32 protein-coding genes are annotated in these 25,714 nt (G+C 68.1%); 10 read left to right on the forward strand and 22 right to left on the reverse strand.

Translation table 11 applies throughout. The features are described from left to right. Nucleotides 1-63: 63 nt before the first annotated feature. From AB0M14_RS09325 to AB0M14_RS09345, 5 genes are all read right to left on the reverse strand, one after another. Nucleotides 64-468, reverse strand: a complete 405-nt coding sequence (locus tag AB0M14_RS09325; RefSeq protein ID WP_364990979.1) for an AMP-binding protein — start codon at nucleotides 466-468, stop codon at nucleotides 64-66. A gap of 147 nt (nucleotides 469-615) precedes the next feature. Continuing rightward, nucleotides 616-1,830: an FAD-dependent monooxygenase gene (locus AB0M14_RS09330; RefSeq protein WP_364990982.1), complete on the reverse strand. Its 1,215-nt coding sequence runs from the start codon at nucleotides 1,828-1,830 to the stop codon at nucleotides 616-618. A gap of 197 nt (nucleotides 1,831-2,027) precedes the next feature. Next, a complete protein-coding gene (locus tag AB0M14_RS09335; RefSeq protein WP_364990986.1) occupies nucleotides 2,028-2,675 on the reverse strand; it encodes a PadR family transcriptional regulator in 648 nt (215 codons plus the stop codon). Nucleotides 2,676-2,744: 69 nt separating this feature from the next. Continuing rightward, nucleotides 2,745-4,781, reverse strand: coding sequence for an MDR family MFS transporter (locus AB0M14_RS09340; protein ID WP_364990989.1), 2,037 nt, complete (start codon nucleotides 4,779-4,781; stop codon nucleotides 2,745-2,747). Nucleotides 4,782-4,836: 55 nt separating this feature from the next. After that, nucleotides 4,837-5,472, reverse strand: coding sequence for a TetR family transcriptional regulator (locus tag AB0M14_RS09345; RefSeq protein WP_364990992.1), 636 nt, complete (start codon nucleotides 5,470-5,472; stop codon nucleotides 4,837-4,839). A gap of 112 nt (nucleotides 5,473-5,584) precedes the next feature. On the opposite strand from AB0M14_RS09345, the gene AB0M14_RS09350 reads away from it, so the two are divergent. Next, nucleotides 5,585-5,797, forward strand: coding sequence for a hypothetical protein (locus AB0M14_RS09350; protein ID WP_364990994.1), 213 nt, complete (start codon nucleotides 5,585-5,587; stop codon nucleotides 5,795-5,797). Nucleotides 5,798-5,952: 155 nt separating this feature from the next. Further along, a complete protein-coding gene (locus AB0M14_RS09355; protein WP_364990996.1) occupies nucleotides 5,953-6,924 on the forward strand; it encodes a sigma-70 family RNA polymerase sigma factor in 972 nt (323 codons plus the stop codon). Nucleotide 6,925: 1 nt separating this feature from the next. Here the strand turns inward: AB0M14_RS09355 and AB0M14_RS09360 are convergent, their stop codons facing one another. After that, nucleotides 6,926-7,558: a TetR/AcrR family transcriptional regulator gene (locus AB0M14_RS09360; protein WP_364990999.1), complete on the reverse strand. Its 633-nt coding sequence runs from the start codon at nucleotides 7,556-7,558 to the stop codon at nucleotides 6,926-6,928. A 94-nt stretch (nucleotides 7,559-7,652) separates the two neighbouring features. On the opposite strand from AB0M14_RS09360, the gene AB0M14_RS09365 reads away from it, so the two are divergent. Further along, nucleotides 7,653-8,528, forward strand: coding sequence for an oxidoreductase (locus tag AB0M14_RS09365; RefSeq protein ID WP_364991002.1), 876 nt, complete (start codon nucleotides 7,653-7,655; stop codon nucleotides 8,526-8,528). Between the two features lie 32 nt (nucleotides 8,529-8,560). Here the strand turns inward: AB0M14_RS09365 and AB0M14_RS09370 are convergent, their stop codons facing one another. Beyond that, nucleotides 8,561-9,490 carry an NADP-dependent oxidoreductase gene (locus AB0M14_RS09370; RefSeq protein ID WP_364991005.1) on the reverse strand — a complete coding sequence of 310 codons (930 nt, stop codon included), beginning with the start codon at nucleotides 9,488-9,490 and terminating at the stop codon, nucleotides 8,561-8,563. A gap of 120 nt (nucleotides 9,491-9,610) precedes the next feature. Here AB0M14_RS09370 and AB0M14_RS09375 point away from each other — a divergent pair, with 120 nt between their 5' ends. The 3 genes from AB0M14_RS09375 to AB0M14_RS09385 all read left to right on the forward strand — a co-directional run bounded on the left by AB0M14_RS09375 (nucleotide 9,611) and on the right by AB0M14_RS09385 (nucleotide 11,429). Beyond that, nucleotides 9,611-10,591, forward strand: a complete 981-nt coding sequence (locus AB0M14_RS09375; RefSeq protein ID WP_364991008.1) for a helix-turn-helix domain-containing protein — start codon at nucleotides 9,611-9,613, stop codon at nucleotides 10,589-10,591. 62 nt (nucleotides 10,592-10,653) lie between these two features. Further along, complete coding sequence (locus AB0M14_RS09380) at nucleotides 10,654-11,091, forward strand: transcriptional regulator (protein ID WP_364991011.1); 438 nt, start codon at nucleotides 10,654-10,656, stop codon at nucleotides 11,089-11,091. Then, nucleotides 11,088-11,429 (forward strand): DUF3817 domain-containing protein, encoded by a 342-nt coding sequence (locus AB0M14_RS09385; RefSeq protein WP_364991014.1) that lies wholly within the window; start codon nucleotides 11,088-11,090, stop codon nucleotides 11,427-11,429. The genes AB0M14_RS09380 and AB0M14_RS09385 overlap by 4 nt, the downstream gene beginning before the upstream one ends. A 30-nt stretch (nucleotides 11,430-11,459) precedes the next feature. On the opposite strand, the gene rdgB is transcribed toward AB0M14_RS09385, so the two are convergent. From rdgB to clpS, 11 genes are all read right to left on the reverse strand, one after another. Beyond that, complete coding sequence (gene rdgB, locus AB0M14_RS09390; RefSeq protein ID WP_364991017.1) at nucleotides 11,460-12,068, reverse strand: RdgB/HAM1 family non-canonical purine NTP pyrophosphatase; 609 nt, start codon at nucleotides 12,066-12,068, stop codon at nucleotides 11,460-11,462. Then, nucleotides 12,065-12,832, reverse strand: coding sequence for a ribonuclease PH (rph, locus tag AB0M14_RS09395; RefSeq protein WP_364991021.1), 768 nt, complete (start codon nucleotides 12,830-12,832; stop codon nucleotides 12,065-12,067). Before rph ends, rdgB begins: the two co-directional genes overlap by 4 nt. Before the next feature lie 42 nt (nucleotides 12,833-12,874). Beyond that, on the reverse strand, nucleotides 12,875-13,639 hold the full coding sequence (locus AB0M14_RS09400; protein ID WP_364991025.1) for a cyclic nucleotide-degrading phosphodiesterase: 765 nt from the start codon (nucleotides 13,637-13,639) through the stop codon (nucleotides 12,875-12,877). Between the two features lie 69 nt (nucleotides 13,640-13,708). Beyond that, nucleotides 13,709-14,386 carry a rhomboid family intramembrane serine protease gene (locus AB0M14_RS09405; RefSeq protein ID WP_364991028.1) on the reverse strand — a complete coding sequence of 226 codons (678 nt, stop codon included), beginning with the start codon at nucleotides 14,384-14,386 and terminating at the stop codon, nucleotides 13,709-13,711. 75 nt (nucleotides 14,387-14,461) lie between these two features. Then, nucleotides 14,462-15,424 carry a cysteine synthase gene (locus AB0M14_RS09410; protein WP_364991031.1) on the reverse strand — a complete coding sequence of 321 codons (963 nt, stop codon included), beginning with the start codon at nucleotides 15,422-15,424 and terminating at the stop codon, nucleotides 14,462-14,464. An 8-nt stretch (nucleotides 15,425-15,432) separates the two neighbouring features. Further along, nucleotides 15,433-15,705 carry a MoaD/ThiS family protein gene (locus AB0M14_RS09415; protein ID WP_364991034.1) on the reverse strand — a complete coding sequence of 91 codons (273 nt, stop codon included), beginning with the start codon at nucleotides 15,703-15,705 and terminating at the stop codon, nucleotides 15,433-15,435. Between the two features lie 24 nt (nucleotides 15,706-15,729). Then, nucleotides 15,730-16,143, reverse strand: coding sequence for a M67 family metallopeptidase (locus tag AB0M14_RS09420; RefSeq protein ID WP_307869867.1), 414 nt, complete (start codon nucleotides 16,141-16,143; stop codon nucleotides 15,730-15,732). Between the two features lie 240 nt (nucleotides 16,144-16,383). Then, the gene (locus AB0M14_RS09425; protein WP_364991038.1) at nucleotides 16,384-17,445 is read right to left on the reverse strand and encodes a P1 family peptidase; all 1,062 of its coding nucleotides are present in this window, start codon (nucleotides 17,443-17,445) and stop codon (nucleotides 16,384-16,386) included. Nucleotides 17,446-17,503: 58 nt separating this feature from the next. Next, the gene (locus AB0M14_RS09430) at nucleotides 17,504-17,881 is read right to left on the reverse strand and encodes a DUF1801 domain-containing protein (protein ID WP_364991041.1); all 378 of its coding nucleotides are present in this window, start codon (nucleotides 17,879-17,881) and stop codon (nucleotides 17,504-17,506) included. 9 nt (nucleotides 17,882-17,890) lie between these two features. Then, on the reverse strand, nucleotides 17,891-18,463 hold the full coding sequence (locus AB0M14_RS09435) for a DUF2017 domain-containing protein (protein WP_364991044.1): 573 nt from the start codon (nucleotides 18,461-18,463) through the stop codon (nucleotides 17,891-17,893). A gap of 23 nt (nucleotides 18,464-18,486) precedes the next feature. Next, nucleotides 18,487-18,813: an ATP-dependent Clp protease adapter ClpS gene (gene clpS, locus AB0M14_RS09440; RefSeq protein WP_364991049.1), complete on the reverse strand. Its 327-nt coding sequence runs from the start codon at nucleotides 18,811-18,813 to the stop codon at nucleotides 18,487-18,489. Between the two features lie 96 nt (nucleotides 18,814-18,909). Here clpS and AB0M14_RS09445 point away from each other — a divergent pair, with 96 nt between their 5' ends. Further along, on the forward strand, nucleotides 18,910-20,211 hold the full coding sequence (locus AB0M14_RS09445) for a nicotinate phosphoribosyltransferase (protein WP_364991053.1): 1,302 nt from the start codon (nucleotides 18,910-18,912) through the stop codon (nucleotides 20,209-20,211). Here the strand turns inward: AB0M14_RS09445 and AB0M14_RS09450 are convergent, their stop codons facing one another. Further along, entirely contained in the window at nucleotides 20,212-20,445 is a 234-nt protein-coding gene (locus AB0M14_RS09450; protein WP_364991056.1) for a hypothetical protein, read from the reverse strand. It lies immediately after the preceding gene. Nucleotides 20,446-20,470: 25 nt separating this feature from the next. After that, the gene (locus tag AB0M14_RS09455) at nucleotides 20,471-20,683 is read right to left on the reverse strand and encodes a hypothetical protein (protein WP_364991060.1); all 213 of its coding nucleotides are present in this window, start codon (nucleotides 20,681-20,683) and stop codon (nucleotides 20,471-20,473) included. An 88-nt stretch (nucleotides 20,684-20,771) separates the two neighbouring features. Here AB0M14_RS09455 and AB0M14_RS09460 point away from each other — a divergent pair, with 88 nt between their 5' ends. From AB0M14_RS09460 to AB0M14_RS09470, 3 genes are all read left to right on the forward strand, one after another. Continuing rightward, nucleotides 20,772-21,335 (forward strand): nicotinamidase, encoded by a 564-nt coding sequence (locus AB0M14_RS09460; RefSeq protein ID WP_364991063.1) that lies wholly within the window; start codon nucleotides 20,772-20,774, stop codon nucleotides 21,333-21,335. A gap of 54 nt (nucleotides 21,336-21,389) precedes the next feature. Then, a complete protein-coding gene (locus AB0M14_RS09465) occupies nucleotides 21,390-23,426 on the forward strand; it encodes an ATP-dependent DNA helicase (RefSeq protein ID WP_364991067.1) in 2,037 nt (678 codons plus the stop codon). Between the two features lie 208 nt (nucleotides 23,427-23,634). Next, the gene (locus AB0M14_RS09470; RefSeq protein WP_364991071.1) at nucleotides 23,635-24,336 is read left to right on the forward strand and encodes a methyltransferase domain-containing protein; all 702 of its coding nucleotides are present in this window, start codon (nucleotides 23,635-23,637) and stop codon (nucleotides 24,334-24,336) included. Nucleotides 24,337-24,385: 49 nt separating this feature from the next. On the opposite strand, the gene AB0M14_RS09475 is transcribed toward AB0M14_RS09470, so the two are convergent. Both AB0M14_RS09475 and AB0M14_RS09480 read right to left on the reverse strand, forming a co-directional pair. Next, nucleotides 24,386-24,871, reverse strand: coding sequence for a hypothetical protein (locus tag AB0M14_RS09475; RefSeq protein WP_364991074.1), 486 nt, complete (start codon nucleotides 24,869-24,871; stop codon nucleotides 24,386-24,388). A gap of 31 nt (nucleotides 24,872-24,902) precedes the next feature. Then, nucleotides 24,903-25,586, reverse strand: a complete 684-nt coding sequence (locus AB0M14_RS09480) for a hypothetical protein (protein WP_364991078.1) — start codon at nucleotides 25,584-25,586, stop codon at nucleotides 24,903-24,905. Nucleotides 25,587-25,714 lie beyond the last annotated feature (128 nt).

The following is a 25,714-nucleotide window of genomic DNA, read 5'->3' on the forward strand; positions in this document are numbered from 1 at the left end:
GCGGATAACTTGAAATGCGCTCAACGCACTACGGGACGGACAGGGCTGTCCGTCCCGTAGGTCTCAGCAGGCGTGCGCGTGAAACAGATCGGCGTCGGTGATGGGGGCGTCGGATCCGGTGAGGTAGCCCAGCAGGGTCGACCGGTCGTCGAGCACCAGCCAGGCGATCTTGCCGGACAGGCCGTCGCGGTCGTCCTTGGTGGTGACGCCGAGCCGGACGCCGATCGCCGAGTCGGCGGAAACCGCGGTGGCGCCGATCTTTTCGATGGCCCAGCGGGTCACCACGAACTCGACGGCCGGCTCGACCGCCACCGCGATCCGGGTGCCGGGTGCGGCGCCGCGGGCCAGCAGGACCCGAGCCAGCCGGTTGGACCAGCGGTCCAGGTAATCGCGGTCGGCATCGAGGGTGGCCACCGCGACGGCCGCCTGATCAGTGCCGGTGCGGTTCTGAGCGAGTGCGGTGTTCATGGGGTGGTCCTCCGAAGTCGTCTTTGTTTCGTTTACGACTTCTAATTTCCCCTGTTCAGAGCCCTCTCGACAGGAACCCCAGTGCTGGCGCACCCAACCCCCGGGGGTGCGGGAATCCCCACCCAAGGGTGTGAAACGGCGTCTGGATCACACCGGGACGAGTTCCGCGGACACCGGTGCGTCCCAGTCGATCCGGTAGCGCTGCTCCGCGCCGAGCTGCTTCTCCTGATCCATCAACCGGAACATCACCGGCATCACCACATTCATCATCTTCCGGGCCACCGGCCCCGGCGTCTTGCTGTGGTTGATCTTGGCGGCGCGCTTGGCCACCCCTTCCACGCGGGACCGCCGCAGCTGTTCATAGGCCGCGAAGGCCTGCTCGTGCGGCAGATCCCGCAGGCAGCGCGCCAATTGGACCGCGCTCTCGATGCCCAGCGAGGCGCCCTGCCCGGAACTGTTGGACGGCGCGTGCACGGAATCGCCCACCAGGACCAGCCGGCCGCGGCGCCACTGCGGTACCGACGGCATAATATGCAGTGCCCCAACGATTTCCAGGTTGTCGGCGGTGGTCGCCCGGACCAGCGCGCCACCCGCCGCATCACCGCCGTAGGTGTCGCGCAGAATCTTCAGCCAGTGCTCGGCCGGCAGCGCCCGCGCCTCGGTCAGCGAGAGATATTGCTTGCTGGGCAGATTCGCGCCCCACATGAAGCGCCCTTCTTCGACCGCCCCATACAGGTAGTAGGCCCGCTGACCGTAGGCGAAAACCATGGAGCCCGCCGGGGTGTCGAGATCGCAGTCGACCATCGCGCCGAAACCGAGCATGCCGGTGTAGTCCGGTCCCGGCGCGTTCGGATCGATCAGCTCCCGCACGGTCGACCGAATGCCGTCCGCGCCGATGAGCACGTCGGCGGTGGCGGTGGTGCCGTCCGCGAAGTGCGCGGTGACACCGTCGGCGGCCTCTTCGACGTGCGTCAGCCGCTTGTCGTACTCGAACGACACCCCGGCGGCGATCGCGTGATCGTGCAGCGTGCGGTGCAATTCGCTGCGATCGACCATCTGCAACGGCTCCAGATCGGGCAGGCCGGGCACGTGGTGGATCTTGCCGCCGACCGACAACGACATCGCGGAAATCGGAAACGCGATGTCGCGCACCCGATCTCCAGCGCCGATCACATCGAGTGCGGCTACTCCGTTGGGCGCCAGCGCGAGCCCGCTGCCGATGTTGAACGCGGGCCCGGGGTAGGCCTCGAAGACGCGGGCGTCGATGCCCGCCTTGCGCAGAGCCGCCGCGGTGACCGGACCGGCGATGCCGCCGCCGATGACGAGTGCGGACCGGATGGTGGCGGGGTTGTTCAAAGACATGGATGATCTCCCAATCAAGGTGGTTGCGGTTCCCCGAAACCGCCCTGTCGCTCACCCGGCTATCCTGTGATTGCCAAATCTTGGGCTGGGTGCGCGATCGCGGGCACGGTTCGAGAAGGTTTTCCCAGCTCGGCGGTCGTGTTGCCGCACTTCCGCCGAGCCTGGGTCTAAAGGTCGCCCCGCTGCGGGGCACCGATCTACTCGGGTTTCTCCCCCCTCTCCACCATCTCGATGACTTCGGCCGGGTCGATGTTCTCGGCGTGCATCCGAGACCAGAACCCCAGGTCAGGGAAGGTGCCCTCGACCAGCTCGGCACGGAACGAACGCACCCACGCGACTTCCGCCGCCAGCATCGCCAGCCCGTATTCGGTCTCGACCGTGAACAGCCGCGGCAGCTTGCCGTCCAGCTCCGCCAGCTCCGCGCGCCCGGTGGCGAGCGCCGCGTCCAGGGCGGTGATCCGCTTGCCGAGCAGCTCGATCACCAGCTCCGGCGGGAGCGCACCGAGGATGGAGAGCCCAGCGGTGAACCGCGTCGCATCCAGCTCCGGGTCGGAGATCAATTCGGTGGTCCAGTCCCGCATTTCGGCGCGGCCCGCGTCGGTGATCTGGTAGATCACCCGTTCCGGCCGGGCGCCGTCCCGCTCGCTGCCGATCTCCTCCAGAAATCCGGCCTTGGCCATGTTCTGCACAACCGTGTACAGCGAGCCCCACTTGATGTCCATATCGCGGTCTTTGCCGCGCTGCTTGAGCACGGACGCGATCTCGTAGCGGTGCATCGGCCGTTCCACGATCACCGACAGCACTGCCAGCGCCAGCAAGTTGTTGACCTTGCGTTTAGTAGCCATTGCACCTCCTACTCGTATACGAATATACGTCTACGAGTACTCGCGTGCAAGTAATCTCCGAGCTCGGGTTCAGACCCGCGCCTCGTCGTGTTCCAGCTGGTCGTCGAGCAATTTCCGGGCGATATTGTCCAGCGCCTCATCCAGCAGCGCGCTGTCCGCGGGATCCCGGTCGTCCCAATCCTCGATCCGGCCGCTCAACCAGCGCCGCCAGGCCGCGTGCACCCGATCCACCTCGGCGCGCCCGGAAACCGTCAGATCCAGATTCCCGGCGTCGGCGTCGACGAAGCCCGCGCCCATCACCTTCAGCACCACCGGCTCGATGACCTCGTCGGGCACCCTGTGCGCCCGGGCGATCGAGTCGATGGTGGCGCCACCGCGAATCCGGTTGTGCAGGTAGATCTGCCCCAGCGCCCACGCCTGCCCGCGGCTCAGCGTGCTGCCGGCGTCGGCGAGAATCCCCGCGCCGATCCTGCCGCCGCTCGCGTGCGCTTTTCGCATGGTCGCGCCCACCTCCCGTTCCAGCAACGCGACCCGGTCGGAGTGGTCTGGCATCGAAAAGCCTTCGCCCACATCCGTCGCCCCACCCCGGATGCTGTCCCGCAGCGGCACCTGTTTCAGGAACCAGGCCACCAGGAAACCGACGACGACGACCGGAACGACCCACTTGAACACGTAGTCGATGGAATTCGCGTAGGCGTCGATGATCGGCGCGGCCTGGTCCATCGGAAGCTTGCGCAGCGCTTCGGGATTCGAGGCGGCCTCCGGTGACACCCCCGGCGATTCCGCCAGCGCCTTGCCCAGATTCGGGGTGAGCTGATTGGTGTACAGCGTCCCGAAGACGGTGGCGCCGAACGCACTACCCAGGGTGCGGAAGAAGGTGACGCCGGAGGTCGCGGTGCCCAGGTCGGCGTAGGGCACCGTGTTCTGCACGACGATGGTGAGCACCTGCATGGACAGGCCGATGCCCATACCGAGCACCAGCATGTACAGCGACTCCTGCCAGGTGCTCGTGGCGCGCCCCATGGTGGACATCAGCCCCAGGCCCAGCGCCATGACCGCGGTACCCACAATCGGAAAGTATTTGTAGCGGCCGGTTTTCGCGACCACCTGACCGGACATGATCGAGGTGACCATCAACCCGACCACCAGCGGCAGCGTGCGCACACCCGAGGCGGTGGCCGAAACACCGTCCACGTACTGGAAATACGCGGGCAGGAAGGTCATCGAGCCGATCATGGCGAAACCGACGATGAAGCTCAGGATCGAGCACACCGTGAAGACGTTGCTGCGGAACAGTTTCATCGGCAGCATCGGTTCGCGGGCGCGCAGTTCCACCGCGACGAAGGCCGCCAGCAACACCACCGAGGCCACGAACAGCGCGATGATCTGCCAAGAGCCCCAAGGGTATTCCTGCCCGCCGAACTCCAGTCCGAGAATCAGGCAGGAGACGCCCGCCGCGACCAGGCCGATGCCCGCGTAGTCGATGATCGGCCGCGCGGCCGCCCGCACATGCGGAATGGTGCGCGCCGCCAGCGCGATCATGATGATCGCGATCGGCACATTGACGTAGAAGCACCAGCGCCAGCTGGCGTGGTCGGTGAACAGGCCGCCGAGCGTCGGGCCGACGACGGTCGTGATGCCGAAGACCGCGCCGAGCGCGCCCTGATACTTGCCGCGTTCGCGCAGCGGGATGGTGTCGGCGATCAGCGCCATCGCGGTCACCATCAGACCGCCCGCGCCGACGCCCTGGATACCGCGGGCGATGATCAGCAGCAGCATGTCGTGCGCCAGACCGGCGAGCGCCGAACCGGCGATGAAGATGATGCCGCTGAGCTGGAAGACCAGCTTGCGGCCGAACAGGTCACCGAGCTTGCCCGCCAGCGCCGTCGACACCGCCTCGGTGAGCATGTAGGCGGTGACCACCCAGGCCATATGCCCGGCGCCGCCGAGATCCGCGACGATGCTGGGCAGGGCCGCCGAGACGATCGTCTGGTCCAGCGCGGCCATCAGCATGCCCAGCACGATGGTGCCGAAAATGAGGTTGATCCGGCCGCGGCTGAGCGCTTCCGGAGCGGGCTTCTCGGCGACAGCTACGGCCTCGGTCATGGGCCCAGTATGGTCTGATGCCGTTGTCGCGGACCACCAGCGACACGGCAGCTAATCAGCCGCCGCGCACCGCGTAACCGGCCAGCCCCGGCGCGAGCGCATCGAAGGCCACCTCGATATATCCCGTGAGCGCGGTGGCGATTTCGTCATTGGACTCACCGGCGAGGGTGCGGCGCATCGTTTCGTCGAAGAGCACCCGATGCACCCCGCCGAGTTGCGCGGCGGCCACCCGCGGCGTGATGTCGGTGGACTCCGCGACAGTCTCGGCGGCGAGCGCGCGGGCCAGCGCGGCCTCGCGCTCCTCGTGGAACTCGCGCAGGCGGGCCACCAGCGCCGGGCTGTCGGCGATCATCTTCGCGAACTCCAGCCCGGAGAACCCGATGACCGGACTCTGCTCGGCCGCCGCCGCCAGATAGACCCGGCGCAACGCCGCCAACGCGGATTCCCCGGGTTCGCGCTCGCGCACGGTCCGCGCGAGCTGCTCGACGAACACCTCCCCCAGATCCAGCGCGAGATCCTCCTTGCGCGGGAAGTAGTTGGTCACCGTCATCTTCGCCACGTCGGCGGCCGTGGCCACCTCCGCGATCGTCACCTTGTCGAAGCCGCGCTCCAGGAACAGCAGTGTCGCCTGATGCGAAATCTTGTCCCTGGTCTGCTGTTTCTTCCGCGCGCGGAGGCCCTGTTCGGTCATGTCGAGCAGCCTATCTGAAATCAGCACAAATTTGTACTTGACATATTTTTAGGTCTGATCTAACTTTGTGTTCGTTGCCGGAGACGGCACACGATCGAAGGAGAACCAGCGCATGATTCACGGCCCTGACACCGCAGCCCCGAACCAGTTCGACCAGATCACCGTCAAGGGAGCAGCCACCATGGCCAAGTACACCGCGCACACCAGCACCGACCAGGCCGTCCGCCAGGTCCTCAAGCGGCGCGATCATCGCAATGACGGACTGCGGCGCGGACAGGTCCACCGCACCCAGGTGAACCGCCCGCTGCGGATCCCGGGGCGCTAAAAGGCGCGGCCGCTGCGGAATATTCCGCCCGCCGGAGTGCTTCTACCAGGCACTGATTCGCAACGGCCCCTCCGATGCCCGCCTCTCCTCCCGCCGGTGGCCGACGCCCAGCCCGCGTCGGCCACCGGCACGCTCCACGATCGAAAGGACTTCGTATGCCTCAGTTCTGCACCACGACCCGCCGCCTCGCCCCCACCACCGGTTCGGTCAGCGAAGACCCGATCAAGGACTACCTGCGCGCCATCGGTCGCACCCCGTTGCTCACCGCCGAGCAGGAGGTCGAGCTGGCCGAGCGCATCGTCGCCGGCCTGCGCGCCCAGCAGGAACTCACCGAGAGCGCCGCCGCCGGACGCGAACTCGACGCCGCGACCCGCCGGGAGCTGCGCCGGACCGCCGTGGACGGCGAGCACGCCAAGGAGCACATGGTCGAGGCCAACCTGCGCCTGGTCGTCTCCATCGCCAAGCGCTACCCGCTGCCGACCGGCATGTCGCTGCTGGATCTGGTGCAGGAGGGCACGTTCGGGCTGATCCGCGCGATCGACAAGTTCGAGCCCGAGCGCGGCCTGAAGCTGTCCACCTACGCCACCTGGTGGATTCGCCAGGCGATCGGGCGGGCGCTGGCCGACCAGGGCCGCACCATCCGGATTCCGGTGCACGTGGTCGAGGTCCTCAACAAGGTCACCCGCACCCAGCGCACGCTGTCGCAGCAGCTGGGCCGCGCGGCCACCGCGGCGGAGATCGCGGTCGAACTCGAGCTGTCCACCGAACAGGTCGAGGAGGTCATCCGCCATGGGCGCACGCCGATTTCGCTGCACACCCCGGTCGGCGACGAGGACGAGACCGAGCTCGGCAGCCTGATCGCCGACGCCGCTCCGGACCCGGCCGAACTGGTCGCGAACGGCCAGGTTCGGGGCCGGCTGGACGCGGTGCTGGCGACGCTGAGCGAACGCGAGCGCGAGGTGATCCTGCTGCGCTTCGGCCTGGATCGCGGCGAACCGCGCACGCTGGAGCAGGTCGGCACCGCCCTGGGCGTCTCCCGGGAACGGATCCGTCAGCTCGAGGCGAAGGCGCTGGGCAAGCTGCGCCAGCCGAGCCGGGCCCGCAGCCTGGCCGACATGCTGAGCTGAGCTACGCCGGCGCTTCGATCAGCGCGAAGGACATCGACACCAAGAGGTCGACGAGCGCGTCCACCGGCGGGCGCGGATCGGCGAGCAGCCATTCATGGCTCAGGCCGTTGATCGCGCCGATCAGCGCCGACGCGCCCAGATGGGTACCGCCGCGCAGCCGGCCACCGGGCGTCACCCGTGGGATCACCACCGATTCCAGCAGGGCGGCCCACTTGTGCCGGCGGGCGCGGCGGTGCGTCTCCATCCGCTCGCTGACGCCGACCACCTCGATGAAGGCGACCTTCGCGCGGAACGGGTCCGAGCCGATCGAGCCGAGGTACGCCGACATCGCCGTGTGCATCGCGGTCTGCGCGTCGGCGGCTGGATCCACCGTGCGGACCGCGGCGATCACCGCGGCGGCGGCCTCGTCCTGGATCCGATCGTAGGCCGCGACCAGCACGTCTTCCCTGGTCTGGAACTCTTCGTAGAACTGGCGCTTGGACAGTCCGGCAGCGGCGCAGACATCGGCGAGCGAGCAATCGGTGTAGCCGCGCTCGGCGAAGATCCGGGTCGCGGCGTCGAGAAACCGTAGCCGGCGTTCGGCTTTGCGTTCGGTGACGGCGCGCCCGCCGTATTGCCTGCCCACGGTTGTCACGAGGTTCACGGTACTCAGCCGGTCAGCCGCGTATTGTCTGAGTCAATTCCGATCTCCTCTTCCCCCGGAACTTACTCCAGAGTAAGGTTGGCCCATGGCGTGGAAACCAACACAGATCCCGGATCAGACCGGGCGCACCTTTGTCATCACCGGCGCGAACGGCGGACTGGGCACGGAGACCACCAAAGTCCTTGCGGCCAAGGGCGCCACCGTCATCATGGCATGCCGCAATGCCGAGAAGGCCCAGGCCGTCGCCGACAGCATCCCCGGTGATGTGCGCACCGCGACGCTGGACCTGGCCGACCTGGCCTCGATCCGGAAGTTCGCCGAGACCTCCGGCGACTTCGACGTGCTGATCAATAACGCGGGCCTGATGAACATTCCGTTCTCTCGCACCAAGGACGGTTTCGAAACCCAGTGGGGCGTGAACCATCTCGGGCACTTCGCGCTGACCGGCCTGCTACTGGACCGCATCGGCGACCGCGTGGTCACCCTGGCCAGCATCGCGCACAAGCAGACGCCGAAGTTCTGGGTCGACGACCTGAACTATGAAAACCGGCGCTACCAGACGAATCTGGCGTACGCGCAGTCGAAGCTGTCGAATCTGATGTTCGCCCGGGAACTGCAGCGCCGCCTCACCGAGGCGGGCTCGGCCAAGCGCTCCTATGGCGTGCACCCCGGTGTATCGGCCACCGACCTGTTCACCCGCACCGAGACGTTGATCGACAAGGTGGCCAAGCCGGTCATCCGGATCGTCGGCCACCCGCCGCACAAGGCGGCCCACTCCACCTTGTTCGCCGCCACCATGCCCGACGCCGACCCCGAAACCTACTGGGGGCCGACCCGGCTGTTCCAGAGCCAGGGACCGGTAGAACCGTCGCCGTCGAGCAAGCTCTCCCAGAGCCAGACGCTGTGGCGCCGCCTCTGGGAGGAATCCGAGCAGCGCACCGGAGTCACCTACAAGTTCTGAGGAACACCGCTGTCCGCGGCGCACTGGCGGCCTCAGGCGACGGTGAGCACGATTTTGCCGACGGTGCGCCCGCTGGCGCTGAGTTCGTGCGCCTTCGCGGCGTCTTCGAGCGGCAGCACGGTGTCGACGTGCGCCCGTAGCTGACCGGACTCCACCAGCGCGGCGATCTCCCGCAGCCCTTGCAGATCGGCTTCGACGGCCATGAACTGCGCGCGTTTGCCCTGCGGCGCAGCAATTTCCGCGAGCTGAGCTTCGGCGGGCGAGGCGAGGGAGACAACGATCCCGCCCGCGCGCAAGGTGCGCAAGGAGCGCGGACCGTATTCGCCGCCGATCGCGTCGACGACCACGTCCACGTCCGTGACTGCCTCGGCGAAATCGACTGCGGTGTAATCGATCACCTCGTCGGCACCGAGGGTGCGCAGGAACTCGTGCTTCGCGGCGCTGGCGGTGCCGATGACGTACGCGCCCCGCGCCTTGGCGATCTGCACCGCCACATGCCCGACACCACCGGCGGCCGCGTGGATCAGGACTCGCTGCCCGGGCCGCACCTCGGCCACCTCGACGAGTGCCTGCCACGCGGTCATCGCGACCAGCGGCAGCGCCGCCGCCTCGGTGTGCGTGAGCGCGACGGGCTTGCGCACCAGATGCCGGGCGGGTGAGGTGACGTACTCGGCGTAGGCGCCCGCGGGCAGCGGATGGCGCGGCATGCCGAAGACCTCGTCGCCGGGCTGGAATCGGGTAACGCCCGGCCCGACCGCCTCGACCACACCGGAGACATCCCAGCCGAGCGGCACGATGCGCTGGACCAGTCCGCCGCTGAAGCGGTGCCACACATCGGTCGGATTCACCGAGGTCGCGTGCACCCGGACCAGCACCTCGGCCAGACCTGGCACCGGCCGGTCGACCTCGGCCACCCGCAGCACCTCGGGGCCACCGAACTCGTCCTGACGAATCGCGCGCATCGCATCTCTCCTGCGTCTCCGGGCCGTTTCCGAAGTGAATCGGCCGCGTCGTAAACAGAATTCCGCAGTGGGAACACCCCAGCGAGTGGCAAGAAAGCCAATATGTGAAAGGATCTTGCCATGCATCGCGTGGTGGTTCTGGCCTTGGACGGGGTCTATCCGTTCGAATTGAGCATTCCGGCGCGGATCTTCGGCACCGCCTTCGACGTCGACGGGTCCCCGCTGTACGAGATCCGCACCTGCACGCTCGATGGCAAGCCGGTGCGCAGCAATGCCGACTTCAGCATCGCGGTCGACCAGGATTGGACAGCATTGCGCACCGCCGACACGGTGGTCATCCCGCCGTTCGTGGATTGCGGCTCGGAACCCGGAGCCGATTGGCTGCCCACTGGATTGGCGGAAGCGATAGCCCAGCTGAAACCCGGTGCCCGCATCGTGTCGATCTGTACGGCCGCCTACGTGCTCGCCGCCGTCGGCCTGCTCGACGACGCCCCCGCCACCACCCACTGGAACCAAGCCGCCAGTTTCCAGCGCAGTTTCCCGCGGGTCCAGGTCGATCCGAACGTGCTGTTCGTCGACCACGGCCGCATCCTCACCGCGGCCGGGGCGGCCGCGGGCATCGATCTCTGCCTGCATCTGGTGCGTCGCGATCACGGCACCGCCGTCGCCAATCGGGTCGCCCGGCTCTGCGTGGTGCCGCCCTGGCGCGAGGGCGGTCAGGCCCAGTTCATCGAACGGCCCGTACCCGAACCGGCCACGTCCTCCACCACCGCCACCCGAGAATGGGCGCTGCGGCACCTCGGCCGCCCCCTCACGCTGTCCGAGCTCGCCGATCACGCCCGGATGAGCGTGCGCACCTTCTGCCGCAAGTTCCGTGACGAGGTCGGCCTCCCGCCCGGGCAATGGCTCACCCAGCAGCGCGTCGAATACGCCCGCCGCCTGCTGGAGACCACCGACCTGCCGATCGACCGGGTCGCCGCCGAATCCGGGTTCGGGACCGCGGCATCCATGCGCCAGCATCTGTCCACCACCCTCGGCGTCTCCCCCACCGCCTACCGGCAAACCTTCCACGCCGGCACTCCCGCGGTCCGGTCGTCATGACCCCGGTCACCAGTTCCGACCTGCTCCTACGGACGCTGTAGTAGACGGGTACCGTAGGAGCCGTGTCTGCTCCTCCCCGCCGCTCGGCACACAATCGCCCGGCTCTCATCGCCTTGGTAATTGCGTCCGCGCTGACCTGCCTGGCCCTGGGCTGGTGGCAGTGGGAACGGTTCGAATCCTCGAGCGGCACCGGACAGAACCTCGGCTACGCGTTGCAGTGGCCGCTGTTCGCCGGATTCGCGGTCTTCGCCTACTTCCGCTTCGTGCGGCTGGAGAGCGAAGCCGAAGAGGACGCCGAACAGACCCCTAAGCCCGCGAAAACCGTTGCACCGCGCGAGATTCCGGCCGGAATCCTGCCGGAACGCCCGCAGGCGGCGCGCGCCGACGACCCGGTACTGGCCGAATACAACAAGTACCTGGCCGACCTGCACGCGAAAGATCTCGAAGACCAGGTCCGCGCGGCCGGTCTGGATGCCCGTACCGAAAGGAGCGCCGGATGAGCGCCACTGAAACCGCGCCCGGCGCGAAGACCCAGAAGATCGCCGCCGCGCTCACCCGCTACCGCGCCCTCGCCTGGATCACCGGCCTCTGGCTGCTACTGCTCACCGGCGAGATGGTCGCCAAGTACGGCTTCGACGTGGACACTCCGAGCTGGATCGCCGTCGTGCACGGCTGGGTCTACTTCGCCTACCTGCTGGTCACCGCCGACCTGGCCGTGAAGGTGCGCTGGCCCCTGGCCCGCACCGTCGGCACGCTCATCGCGGGCACCATCCCGTTCCTGTCGTTCTACGTCGAGCACGTGAACGCGAAGAAGGTCAAGGAACAGTTCGGCGTCTGAGCTGAAGACGCGCGCGCGACGGCCGAGTGGTCAGGCCCGCGCGAGGGCGGACAGCGCCGGGAGCAGTTGCTTCAGCGCCCGGCCGCGGTGCGAGACGGCGTCCTTCTCGGCGGGGCTGAGCTGGGCGGCACTGCGCTCGCCGCCGTCCGGGAAGAAGAGCGGGTCGTAGCCGAAGCCGTTCTCGCCTTTCGGTTCCCGGCCGATGGTGCCCGGCCATTCGCCGCGCACCACGAGCTCTTCGCCACCGGGGACGACCAGCGCGCAAGTGGATACGAAGCTGCCGCCGCGGCGATCGTCCGGGACGTCGCCCAATTGCGCCAGCAGCAGGGCGTTGTTGGCGGCGTCGTCGCCGTGACGGCCGGACCAGCGCGCGGACAGCACGCCGGGCATGCCGTTCAAGGCATCCACCTCGATGCCGGAATCGTCCGCGATGCACGGCAATCCGGTAGCGGCGGCGCCATCGCGGGCCTTGGCCAGGGCATTGCCCTCGAAATCCGGTGCGGTTTCGGGAGCCTCCTCGTAGGGCGGCACATCGTCGAGGCCGACGATCTCGATACCCGCGACTCCGGCCTCGTCCAGGATGCGCCGCAGTTCCTTCAGCTTCTTCGCGTTGCGGCTGGCGACGAGGACCCGGCTCACTTGCGCTTCTCCACCAACTCGGGGAGCTCGCCCGGGTACGGCAGCGCCAGGGCTTCCTTCTGGATCGCGAACAGCTGCTCGCAGCCCGCGAGCGCGGAGTCGAGCATCTTGTCCAGGGTGGAGCGCGGGAAGGTGGCGCCTTCGCCGGTGCCCTGGATCTCGACGAGGGTTCCGGTGTCGGTGGCGACGACGTTCATGTCGACCTCGGCGCGGGAATCCTCTTCGTAGGGCAGATCCAGGCGGACGCGGCCGTCGACGACGCCGACGCTGACCGCGGCGATCGCGCAGGAGATCGGCTGCGGGTCGGCCAGACGGCCGGCCGCGCCGAGGTAGGTGACCGCGTCGGCGAGCGCGACGTAGGCGCCGGTGATGGCGGCGGTGCGGGTGCCGCCGTCGGCCTGCAGGACGTCACAGTCGATGGCGATGGTGTTCTCACCGATGGCGGCAAGATCGATGCAGGCCCGCAACGAGCGGCCGATCAACCGGCTGATCTCCTGGGTGCGGCCGCCGACCTTGCCCTTCACGGACTCGCGGCCGGCGCGGGTGTGGGTGGCGGCGGGCAGCATCGCGTACTCGGCGGTGAGCCAGCCCAGACCCGAGTCGCGCCGCCACGGGGGCACCCCGTCGTTGACGCTGGCCGTGCACATCACCCGGGTCTGCCCGAATTCCACCAGCACCGAACCCGCTGGATGCGTGGTGAATCCACGGGTGATCCGGACCTCGCGGAGTTCGTCGTCCGCCCTGCCATCAGCTCGTCTCGACACGCGGTGAGCTTAACCGGAGCGTGCCGCGCACGAGCGCACGGCTCAGATATCGAAGGTCTCGCCGGGCGCGACCGCGTGCACGGGGCCGGTGAAGACGGCCTTCGCCTCGGCGATCACGTCTTCCCGCGAAGTCCAGGGCGGAATATGGGTGAGCAGTAGTTCCTTCACACCCGCCCGCGCGGCGATCTGACCGGCCTCGGTGCCCGAAAGATGAATGCCCGGTGGGCGATTGGCGGGATCGTGCGTCCAGGAAGCCTCCGACATCAGGATGTCGGCGCCCTGCGCGAGCTCGAGCACCGCGTCGCACATGGCGGTGTCGCCGGTGTAGACGAAGACCCGGCCGGCCTTGGTGGTGATGCGCAGGCCGTAGGATTCCGGCGGATGGAACATCCGCCGCGCTACCACCGTGTGCCCGGGACCGAATTCCACCGGGTCGTGCTCGGCCCACGGGCGATGATCGATGACATCGGACCAGTCGTCGCATTCGCCGCCGATCTCGGCCGACGCATTGCCGATCCGCAACGCCGCGTCCGACGGGCCGCGCACGATGGCCTTCCCGACCGGCGGAGTCGGGTGGTAGCGCCGCCACACCAGCAGCCCCGGCAGATCCAGGCAGTGGTCGGCGTGCAGATGCGTGAGGAAGATGTCGACCTCACCGGGATCGGCGTATCGCTGCAGCGCACCGAGCACTCCGGGACCGAAATCGATGACCACCGGATTCATATCCGGCCCGGTCAGCAGGTACCCCGACGCTGGGGAGTCCGGGCCGGACACACTGCCCGAGCACCCGAGGACGGTAAGGCGCATTCCATCATGCTGCCACGACGAATTTTCGGTCACCAACGGATCCCCCACATTCGGCTGCGTTCGAGGGCCTCACCTGGGCGGCGCAATGATCCCCGACTGATCCCCGCGGCGGCTTCGGCGTGCATCACCAGAGAGTACCCAGCCCGCGAGCAGTCCACCCAACGCGCCGAAAAGATGGCCCTGCCAAGATATTCCGGGCGGTCCCGGCAGCACGCCCCACAGCGCCGATCCGTAGACCGCGAAAATCACCAATCCGAGCACGATCTGACCGATGTTCCGGGCGAACCAGCCCCGCGAGATCAGGTAGGTCAGCCACCCGAAGATCAGCGACGACGCCCCGATGTGCACGCTGTATTCCGGCCCGATCAACCAGGTCCCGACCCCCGCGATCAGCCAGATGATCGCGGTCGCCGCGAGTCCCCGCCCGATGCCGCTGAGTAGCACCAGAAACCCGAGGATCAACACCGGCACCGTATTGCTCACCAGGTGCGGCCACCCGTCGTGCAGCAGCGGAGCCCACAGAATGCCCCCGAGCCCGTCGGGGTCGCGCGGTTCGATCCCCGCTTGCTCGAGCCGATCGTGCGCCAGCGTATCGACGGTCTCGATCCCGTAGAGCAGCGCCACGAACCCCAGAATCAGCACCCCGGCCCGAGCCCACGTCGGCTGCCCGCTGCCCTCAGGTTTCGTCTGCCCCCGCAACCGCGCGATCCGTCTCGGGTCGAACGACGCCCCTGTACCGCCGGCCATGACAACCTCCTCGTCCGACGGGGCCGCCCGAACTCAGCACCCCGCCCCACCGAGCGTACCGACGGCGCTCGCCGATCAGGCCCAGAGTTGCCCGTCGAGGCGCTCTTCGGCTTCCTCCAGGGTGCCGTCGTAAGCGCCGGTGGAGAGGTATTTCCAGCCGCCGTCGGCGACGACGAAGGCGATGTCGGCGCGCTGGCCCGCCTTGAGCGCCTTGCGGGCGACGCCGAGGGCCGCGTGCAAGATGGCGCCGGTGGAGATACCGGCGAAAATGCCTTCCTCCAAGACCAATTCGCGGGTGCGCTTGACCGCGTCGAACGGGCCCACCGAGAAACGGCTGGTGAGTACCGACTCGTCGTAGAGCTCGGGGATGAAGCCCTCATCGATGTTGCGCAGGCCGTAGACCAGCTCGCCGTAGCGTGGTTCGGCGGCGACGATGTCTATGTCGGCGACCTTTTCGCGGAGGAAGCGGCCGGTGCCCATCAGGGTTCCGGTGGTGCCGAGACCGGCCACGAAGTGCGTGATCTCGGGCAGGTCGGCGAGGATCTCCGGACCGGTGGTCTCGTAGTGCGCGAGCGCGTTGGCCGGGTTGCCGTACTGGTAGAGCATCACCCAGTCGGGATGCTCGGCGGCGATCTGCTTGGCCTTGGCCACCGCCTGATTGGATCCGCCGGCGGCGGGCGAATCGATGATTTCCGCGCCGAACATGGTGAGCAGCTGGCGGCGCTCCACCGAGGTGTTCTCCGGCATCACGCAGACCAGGCGGTAGCCCTTCAGCTTGGCCGCCATCGCCAGCGAGATCCCGGTGTTGCCGCTGGTCGGCTCCAGGATGGTGCAGCCGGGCGTGAGCTTGCCCTCGGCCTCGGCCTGCTCGATCATGCGTAGCGCCGGGCGGTCCTTGATGGACCCGGTGGGGTTGCGGTCCTCGAGCTTGGCCCACAGCCGGACGTGGTTGTCTCCGTCCCACTGCGGAGACAGGGTGCGCAGACCGACGAGAGGCGTGTTGCCGAGGGTCGCGATCAGCGATTCGTAGCGCGCCACGGCGGGGTCTAGCCTCCGGCGACGGCGGGCAGGATGGTGACGGACGCGCCCGCGGGCACCTCCGCGTCGAGGCCGCCGGCGAAGCGCACATCCTCGTCGTCGACGTAGATGTTGACGAAGCGGTTCAGCTTGCCGTCCTTGAGCAGTCGCTCGGCCAGACCGGGGTGGTTGGCGTCGAGGTCGGTGATCAGCGCGGACAGCGTGTCACCGCTGGCCTGCACGCGCTTCTCACCACCGGTGAGGCTGCGCATGATGGTCGGGATGGACACGGTTACCGACATGGGAACTCCTCGATTTCCTGGGGATTAGTACGCGTCGACGATCTGCACGGGCTCTTCGGTGACCACACCGTCCAGGATCCGGTAGCTGCGCAGCTCGTGCTGCTCGGGATCGCGGGTGGAGATCAGCACGTAGTGCGCGTCCGGCTCGGAGGCGAAGGAGATATCGGTGCGGCTCGGGTAGGCCTCGGTCGCGGTATGCGAGTGGTAGATGACCACCGGGGTCTCGTCGGCGTCGTCCATCGCGCGCCACACCTTCAGCTGCTCACCGGAGTCGAACCGGTAGAAGGTGGGCGAACGCTCGGCGTTGACCATGGCCACGAACCGCTCCGGCCGATCCGATCCCTCGGGCCCGGCGATGATCCCGCAGGCCTCGTCCGGGTGATCGGCGCGCGCATGCGCCACCATCGCGTCCACGAGGTCGCTCTTGATCACCAGCACCGTCGAACCCTTCCATATCCCGGCCGTCCCAGCCGACAACGACCCAGGATATTCACCTATTCCCGGCATACCGGCCGCCGACCCCGCCTCGGGTGACCTCGCCCACACACCGCGCGGGCGCGGGAGCCGCTCGGTGCCCGCCACGAGGCGTCGCTCGACCACCGGGAAGTTACCTCCGGCGTCCCGTCAGCTCGGCGACCAGACTTCGGCCGACGCGCCCGGGACGTCGTCGACCGGGTGCTACGTCGTGAAAAGGTCGCGGTACGAAGGAATCCCGGCGACGGTGGTCGCCTGCAGGATGGCGTCGACGATGGCGCGTTCGACCGCGACCGCAGCCGCCGTGCAGATCGCGTCGAGGGCCAGGAGATTCCCGGGGAAGGCGGGCGGCATCGGGAAGCTCGCGGGCGATTCGGCGGTTCCGGTGGACAGCGCGAACAGGGTGTCGCCGTCCAGTGGCGAGTGCGCCGGACGGATGGCGCGGGCCAGGCCGTCGTGTGCGGTCATCGCCATGCGGCGGCAGCCGATCGGGTCCAGGGGCGCGTCGGTGGCGACCACGCCGATGGTGGTGTTGAGCACGGTTCCCTTGACCGGCAACGCGTTCGCACGCGCGACCTGTTCCGGTGCGGGCGTGCGCAATCCGAAGAACTCGGGACCGTCGGTGCCCGCGCCCCACGGCAAGCCGGTGCGCAGATCGAACACGGAGCCAACCGGATTCGCCACGATCAACGCCGCCACCGTCACCCCGGCGGCGGGCCCCTCGCCGAGCACGATGCTGGCGCTACCTACCCCACCCTTGATCGATCCCGCACGAGCGCCGACCCCCGCACCCACCGAACCCCGGGCGAATTCCACTGCCGCCGCCTCCGCCGCCCGGAACCCGAAATCGGCGGTGGGCCGGATCCGCCACTCCCCCACCGGTAGATCGAAGATCACCGCCCCGGGCACGATCGGCACCACCTTCGCCGCATCGGCCGGGTCCATCGGAATCCCTTGCCCGTGTTCCTCATTCCACCGCATCACCCCCTCGGCGGCCGCCAGCCCATACGCGCTCCCACCGGTCAGCAGAATCGAATTCACCTGCCGCACCGTGTTACTCGGATCCAGCAGATCCGTCTCCCGGGTCCCCGGCCCACCGCCGCGCACGTCCACCGCCGCGACCGCCCCGCCCGGCGCGTGCACCACCGTGCACCCCGTCGCCGCGCCGCTCCCGACCGCCGCATCGGGATCGAGCACATGGTGATGCCCCACCAACAGGCCCGCCACATCGGTCAACGAATTCCGCGCACCGGTCACCGCATTCATGCGCCCCATTCTGCGCCGCGCGCCGAATGCCACCGGTCGCCGCGCCGGAGCCGCGCCCCTATTCGGCGGTGGCGGTCATCCAGCGGTCGACCAGCTCGACCACCGACGGGAGCTTGGCCTGCACATCCGCGAGATCGGTGAAGGTGACGGTGCCGCGATCCGGGGCACGCCAATGCAATAGACCGGCCGGGTCTTCGAAGCTGAAGGCGGTGTCCTTGACCTTCACGCCGCGGTGGAAGATCAATTCGACGGCGTCGCCCGGTTGCAGGCGCATCGTGACGCGGTCGTCGCCGTTGACGCAGAAGCTGGGCGCGTTCCATTTGATCTGCTCGGTGATCCCCGGGTGCGCCCCGAGGATCGCGGCGCGCAGTTCCTCGATTTCCGGCTTCCGCGGGTGGGCAGACTCGGCCAGAAACTGTTCGACGGTCTTCGCCATAGCGGGAGGTTACTCCGGCGACAGGGCTTGGAGCAGGGAATCCTGCATCCAGGTGAGCCAGTGGTAGACGTCCAGGTGCACGCCGCGCGGGTCGCCGGGTTCGAGGTGGTCCGGGGTGTCGGCGTCGATGTTCAGCACGGTGCCCAGGGCCAGGCGGACGTCGGTCAGCGCGGTCAGCCAGGCGTCGGCCTGTTCCGGGGTCAGCGCGACCTTGCCGCCCTCGGTGGGGACGGTGTTCAGCACCACGGTGGCGGCGGCCACCTTGGCGTCGATGATCTCCGGTTCGTGCAGGCCGCGCAGGGCGCTGTTGAGGTCGGAGCGGTCGGCGTCGGGGGAACCGGGTTCGCTGCGGTGAAAGTCGGGCAGCAGGCGCTTGAGGCGCGGGTCCTCGGGTGCCGCGGTATTGCCGCTACGCAGGCCCGTCAGGGCGGCGAGCTCGTCCTCCGGGGCGGATTGGGCCCGTTCTACGAGCAGCCCGGAAACGGCGCCGACCAGCGACCGCAGTACCGCGGCCTCCCGCTGATCCATCTCGGATCGCAGTTTGAGGCCGCTCAGCGAGTTCTTCCGACTCCACTTACGCACGGAGACCCAGGGTAGTCGCAAGCTCAGTCATCGCGTTGCATCGTGGCCCACAGGCCGGCCGCGTGCAATCGGCGCACGTCCTGTTCCATCTTGTCCCGCGAGCCCGAGGACACCACCGCTTTACCTTCGTTGTGCACCTGCATCATCAGTTCGGTCGCCTTCGCCTTGGTGTAGCCGAAAAGCTTCTGGAAGATGTAGGTGACGTAGTGCATCAGGTTCACGGGGTCGTCCCAGACCACCGTTACCCAGGGGCGGTCCTCCGCCTCCAGGATCTCGGTGTACTCGACCGCCTCTGGAGTCGCCTGTGCCGCCGACAGCGTCGTTGTCAGTTCTGATTCGCACAAGGCCATAACGTCCAGGGTACGACTCGCCCCCCCGAGCACAACACCTGCGCCGAGGCTGGCGGATAAGGCCACAGTTGCGTCTCGATGTCTACAGTGACCGGTGTGGAGACACCCAGCACCGCGCTCCTTACGGACCAGTACGAATTGACCATGCTCGCCGCGGCCCTGGCCGACGGCTCGGCCGAACGACAGTGCACTTTCGAGGTATTCGCCCGGCGGTTGCCCCACGGTCGCCGCTACGGCGTGGTGGCGGGTACCGGCCGCGTCCTCGAAGCGCTGGAGCGATTCCGGTTCGGCGCGGAAGAGCTGGCGGTGGTGGCCCGGTTCCTCGATACCCGCACTGTCGAGTGGTTGCGCGACTACCGCTTCACCGGGGACATCGAGGGTTACGCCGAGGGCGAACTGTATTTTCCGGGCTCCCCGATCCTGACCGTGCGCGGCAGCTTCGGCGAGGGCGTGGTCCTGGAGACGCTGATCCTGTCCATCCTCAATCACGACAGCGCGATCGCCTCGGCCGCGGCCCGCATGGTCAGCGCCGCCGCCGGCCGCCGGATGATCGAAATGGGTTCCCGGCGCACCCACGAACTGGCCGCGCCGTCGAGTTCGCGCGCCGCGTACCTGGCCGGTTTCGACACCACCTCGAATCTGGAGGCAGCCCGCCGGTTCGGCGTGCCCAGCGCGGGCACCAGCGCGCACGCTTTCACGCTGCTGCACAGCGGCTCCGACGGCGCGCACGAGAAAGAGGCCTTCCGCAGTCAGGTGGCGGCGCAGGGCGTCGGCACCACCCTGCTGGTGGACACCTTCGACATCACCCAGGGCGTGCGCAACGCGATCGAGGTGGCGGGCCCGGAACTCGGTGGGGTGCGCATAGATTCGGGTGATCTCGGCGTACTGGCCAAGCAGGTGCGCGATCAGCTCGACGGCCTCGGCGCCACCGGGACTCGCATCGTGGTCTCCGGCGACCTCGACGAATACGCCATCGCCGCCCTGCGCGGCGACCCCGTGGACGTCTACGGCGTCGGCACCTCGCTGGTCACCGGCTCGGGCGCGCCGACCGCGGGCATGGTCTACAAGCTGGTCGAGGTCGACGGCGTGCCGGTGGCGAAACGCAGCAGCCACAAGGAATCTCGCGGCGGCGCCAAGAAGGCGATCCGGCTGGCCCGGCAGACCGGCACCGTCGTCGAGGAAATCGTCTATCCCGCAACAAGTCCCGCGCCCGCTTCGAACGGGTTCGAGGTCCGCGACCTACAGGTGCCGTTGGTCCGCGGGGGCCAGGTGCTCGCGGATTTGCCAACCTTGGAGCAGAGCCGCGAGCGGGTGCGGCGGGGACTGGTCAGCCTGCCGTGGGAGGGGCTCAAGCTCTCGGCCGGTGAACCGGCGATTCCGACCACGTTCGTGCGGTGATCAGCCCCGGCGGCGTTCGTAGAGCAGGCTGAATCCGATGAAGAGCGCGGCGAAGACCGCGCCGCGCAGGCCCAGCCAACCCCACTCGACACCGTCGACGGGCGGATCGAACAGCAGCCACATTCCGCTGAACGCGAGCGCGCACGCGGCGAACATGACGGCTTTGACGGCCCAGACCGTCAGCGTGATCCAGACGCTGTCGTCGCGCACAGCGACCTCGAGTTGTTGCGACACAACGAAATACCAATCGTGAGTGAGTTCAGGGCGCGGGCGGGGCCTGGCGAGCGGCTTTGGCCCGTTTGCGGCGATTGAGGAACTCGACCGCGAGTGCGGCGAGGGCGACCACGGCGAGCGCGCGGATGCTGAGGTCGACCCAGCTCTCGGGCGCGCCGTCCAGCCAGATGGTCACGCCCAGGTAGGCGAGGTAACCGACGGCGATCCCGACCACGATTCTCAGTGCTGTGCTGCCCATGTGTCCTCCAGGGTGCTGTATTGCGGCGGCACAAAGTAATCGCAGGGCGGTAGCCTTCGTTTACATCCGCGGGAAAAGGAGCCTTGTCATGAACCGGGCGTTGATCATCGTCGACGTGCAGAACGATTTCTGCGAGGGCGGATCGCTGGCCGTCGCCGGCGGCGCCGCGGTGGCCGAGCGGATCAGCGCCCACGTCGCGAACAGGGACTATGCCGCGATCGTCGCCACCCGCGATTACCACATCGATCCGGGCGCGCATTTCTCCGAGAACCCGGATTTCGTGGACAGCTGGCCGCCGCATTGCCGGGTCGGTACGCCGGGCGCGGAATTCCACCCCAATCTGAAAACCGACCGGATCGAAGAGATCTTCTCCAAAGGCGAATACTCCGCCGCCTATTCGGGTTTCGAGGGTGCGGCGTCCGACGGCAGCACGCTCGCCAAGTGGCTGCGGGCCCGCGATATCGACGCCGTCGACGTGGTCGGCATCGCCACCGACCACTGCGTGCGCGCCACCGCGCTGGACGCCGAGAGCGCCGGCTTCGATACGCGAGTGCTGCTCGGCCTGACCGCCGGCGTCGCCCCGGCGACGATCGACTCGGCGCTCGAGCAGATGCGCAAGGCGGGTATCGAGCTCGAGGGCAACGCCGGCTGAACCCTCTGCCGGACGACGGCCGCACCTGTCGGTGCGGCGCAGTAGTCTGCTCGGGTGCCTGAACTCCCGTCCGCTCTGGAGCTGTTGTCCACCGCTGTCCAAGCGCTGGGAGGTAAAGAGCGCAGCGGACAGGTGACGATGGCGGCGGCGGTCGACCACGCGATCGACACCAAGGAGCACCTCGCGGTACAGGCCGGCACCGGCACCGGTAAGTCGCTGGCCTACCTGGTGCCGAGCCTGCGGCACGCGGTCCGGACTGGGCGCACGGTGGTGGTGTCGACGGCGACGATCGCGCTGCAACGCCAGCTCGTCGATCGCGATCTGCCACGGCTGGCCGAGGCCCTCAAGGCCCCGCTGAAGCGCGAGGCGCAGTTCGCGATCCTCAAGGGGCGCAACAACTATCTGTGCCTCAACAAGATCAACAGCGTCATCCCCGACGAGCCCGAGCAGGAGTTGTTCGACGCGTTCGCGATCTCCCGGCTCGGCCGCGAGGTGCAGCGCCTCAACGAATGGGCCTCCGACACCGAGACCGGCGATCGCGACGAACTGGCCCCCGGCGTCAGCGACCGCGCCTGGCGGCAGGTGAGCGTCTCCTCCCGGGAGTGCCTCGGCAAGTCCCGGTGCGCTTTCGGCCAGGACTGTTTCGCGGAGAAGGCGCGTGCGGAGTCGGCGCAGGCCGACGTGGTGGTGACCAACCACGCGCTGCTGGCCATCGATGCCATCAGTGGTATTCAGATCCTGCCCGAGCATGATGTGGTCGTGATCGACGAGGCGCACGAGCTGGTCGATCGGGTCACCGGGGTGGCCACCGCGGAGCTCACCTCGACGGCGATCAGCGCGGCTGCCCGCCGCTGCGCCAAACTCATCGACGAGCGCGAGGTGGATCGGCTCGAGGGTGCGGCCGAGGCCTGGCACGAGCTGCTGGCCGAGCTGCCCGCCGCGCGCTGGGATGTCATGCCCGACGGTGTCGCACCGGTTCTGGCGCTGGTCCGCGACGCGGCCTGGAACGCGCGCACCGAACTGGCCCCGCCGGGCGCGTCGAAAGAACAGGGCGATCCGGAGAGCGCGGCCGCCCGCACCCAGGCGCTCGCGGCGATCGACGAGGTGCACGACAGCGCGGTGCGCGCGCTCACCGCCTTCGAGGAGCCCGACCCGGCGACCCGGCGCGACGTGATCTGGCTGGCCTCGGAGGACATCCGGGGCGTGGCTCGCAAGACGCTGCGGATGGCGCCGCTGTCGGTGGGCGGGCTGCTGCGCACCCGTCTGTTCGGTACCTCCACAGTCGTTTTGACCTCGGCGACGCTGCAGATCGGCGGCTCGTTCGACAGTCTCGCGGTGACCTGGGGGCTGCCGGCGCAGAACGCGAACCGGCCCGACACCGCCACCGCGAACGGCGCGCAGGCGCCCGCGGACAAGGAGAGCGTGCGCTGGAGTTCGGTGGATGTCGGTTCCCCGTTCGACCATGCCAAATCCGGAATCCTCTATGTCGCCAAGCATTTGCCGGCGCCGGGTCGCGACGGGCTGGCGCCCGCGTACCTGGACGAGATCGAGCGGTTGATCACCGCGGCGGGCGGACGCACGCTCGGGTTGTTCTCCTCGATGCGCGCGGCGAAGGCGGCGACCGAGGCGTTGCGCTCGCGGCTGGACACCCCGGTGCTGTGTCAAGGGGACGACGCGACCGGCGCCCTGGTACGCAAGTTCGCCGACGATCCGGAGACCTCGCTGTTCGGCACGCTGTCGCTGTGGCAGGGCGTGGATGTGCCGGGCCCGTCGCTGAGTCTGGTGATCTTGGACCGGATTCCGTTCCCGCGGCCCGATGATCCGCTGCTCACGGCGCGGCAGCGGGCGGTGGAGTCGCGCGGCGGCAACGGGTTCATGACGATCGCGGCCAATCACGCGGCGCTGCTGCTCGCGCAGGGCACTGGACGCCTGCTGCGCAGCGTGGACGACAAAGGCGTGGTCGCGATTCTGGATTCCCGGCTGGCCACCGCGCGCTACGGCGGGTACCTGCGGGCGACCTTGCCGCCGTATTGGGAGACCGCCGATCCGGAGATCGTGACCAAGGCTTTGCGGCGTCTGACCACGGCGTAATGTGACTCCGCGCACATCAACTGGACTTGGTTCCATGCGGAAGTAAATTGGACTGCAGACCTTCGGTGAGTCCCCAATTCCCCACCGAAGGCACCGGGAGCCCCCGCGCCAAGCCCTGCACGCGGCGCGGGGGCACCGCTGAGGTAAACCTCACTTCGTGACGCAATTTCGGTTTCGCCCGACAGCACCACATGAGACCGTTGTCCAGATGAAGCACCCTCTCGACACCGATGTCCTAGGCGAATTCCTCGTCAGTGCAAGATCTTTGGCGGAGTACCGCGCGATCTTCGATCTCACCGAAGCAGACCTGAAAGGCCGCCGGATTCTCGACTGCCCCGGCGGCGCCGCGAGTTTCACCGTCGAAGCCAGCGACCTCGGGGCCCGCGTCACCGCCGCCGACCCGATCTACTCCCGCCCGGCCGAACGGCTGTGCAGCCTGGCGGTCAGTGAGACCGACCGCGGGAGCGACTGGGCCGCCGCGCACTCCGACCGGTACCGGTGGGACTGGTACGGCGGCCCGGAACGGCATCGGGCGATGCGGCACACCGCGGCCGCCCGCTTCTGCGCGGACCTGACCGCGCACCCCGAGCGCTATATTGCTGCCGAGTTGCCGTCACTGCCGTTCCGCGACAACAGTTTCGATCTGGTGCTCAGCTCACATCTGCTGTTCACCTACGCCGATCGGCTGAACGCGGATTTCCATCTCACGGCACTGCTGGAGCTGTACCGGGTGAGCGCCGGGGAAGCCCGGCTGTATCCGCTCGTCGACCACATCGGCCGGCATCATGACGAATTGGTCGAGCATCTCCGAAAAAAGCTGCTCGACAGGGGGATTCAAACCTCGCTCCGGGAAACGGAGTACGAGTTCCATCATGGTGCGCACACCATGCTGATCCTGCACGGCGACTGAGCGGCGGAGGTGCTGTGTCCGGCGGTCGCCGGACACAGCACCTCTGTTCTCAGCCGAGATAGAACTTCGCGGTGCCCGAGATCTGCTCCATCTCACGATCTCTCGAGTCCAGCGCGACGATCCGCGCTTCCACCTGGCCGACGCCCGGCCCCATGCCGAAACCGATGATCACGCCGTCCACCGTGTCCTGGACGACACCGTTCACGACCCGATGCTGCTGCCCGTTCTCGCGGCCGGTGGTGACGTTCTTCCAGCGCACCGCGACCTTCCAATCCGCGCAACCCTCCCCGGTCTGGGTGACCTTCACCCGCACGCCGAACTCGCCGGACTTCGGCTGCGGGACGGTGACGGCGTCGATGATGGCCGAACAGCTGGTCGGAATCAAGCGGGTCAGGGTCGGCTGGAACGGAGCTCCCGGCTGATGCGGGATCGCGGTCGATGGCCCTGCGAAGCCGACCAGCCCAGCGGCGGTCACCGCTGCGATGACACCGGCACGGGCCGAAAACTGTTGCAGCTGCTTGCGATTGAGAGTCATGCCCGGTTTGTCGGACTGTCCGAATCGGTTGTTACAACAAAAGTTGCGTTAGTGAAATCACTGTAACATCCGACGAATCCTCGAGATCACCTGCCCGGATCCGTTTCGGCGCTTCCGCGATGATCCAGTCCGCGAGCGCCGGCGCGATATTCGGCCCCTCCCGGTAGCAGGACACCTCCAGCCGACCGGCCAGCACCTCGTTGGCCCACTCCTGCCAGAGTTCGCGAAAATGCCGATCGGCGACCGGGCCCGAAACCTGCGACCAGATCCGCAGCCACGGTTCGACGGCATCGGCCAGCGGCACCAGAAAGCACAACTCGCGAGTCACCGAGTAGTCCGGATCGGAAAGCACCTCTCGCCAGTAACTTTCGCAAAACGCCCGGATGGCCCCCGCCTCCGGCCACTCCAGCCAGCCCGCCGCGAACAGCCTGCACCCAACCAGTCCCGGATCGAACGAACTCCCCCCTTCCGCGACCCCACGCAGCAGCCGAGGCGCCACCCACCGCATCCACTCGACACTCCCATCCAGCGTGTTCCCCCACTTGAACACCGCCCGAGACAACTCCCTCTCAGAAATCCGATCCACTGCCCCCGAAAGCCGCTCCAACTCACCAGCACTGAAGCAATGCGAACACCCCTCCACCACCCCGATCCGCCCCGCCCGCCCCCCAAACGCCCGCTCCAACTCCCCCACCATCCCCGCAACATTCACCACCCCCCGACGCTATCCACCCACCCCATCCCCCATCCAGGCATTTCCACCCCACCGCCCATCCCCGGCAGCGAAATTGCTGTCTTCCTCAGCGTGTCGACAGCAATTCCACTACCGCTGCCGCTCCGCGT

This window comes from Nocardia sp. NPDC051832 (assembly GCF_040681285.1).
In the GTDB taxonomy this organism is placed as follows: domain Bacteria; phylum Actinomycetota; class Actinomycetes; order Mycobacteriales; family Mycobacteriaceae; genus Nocardia.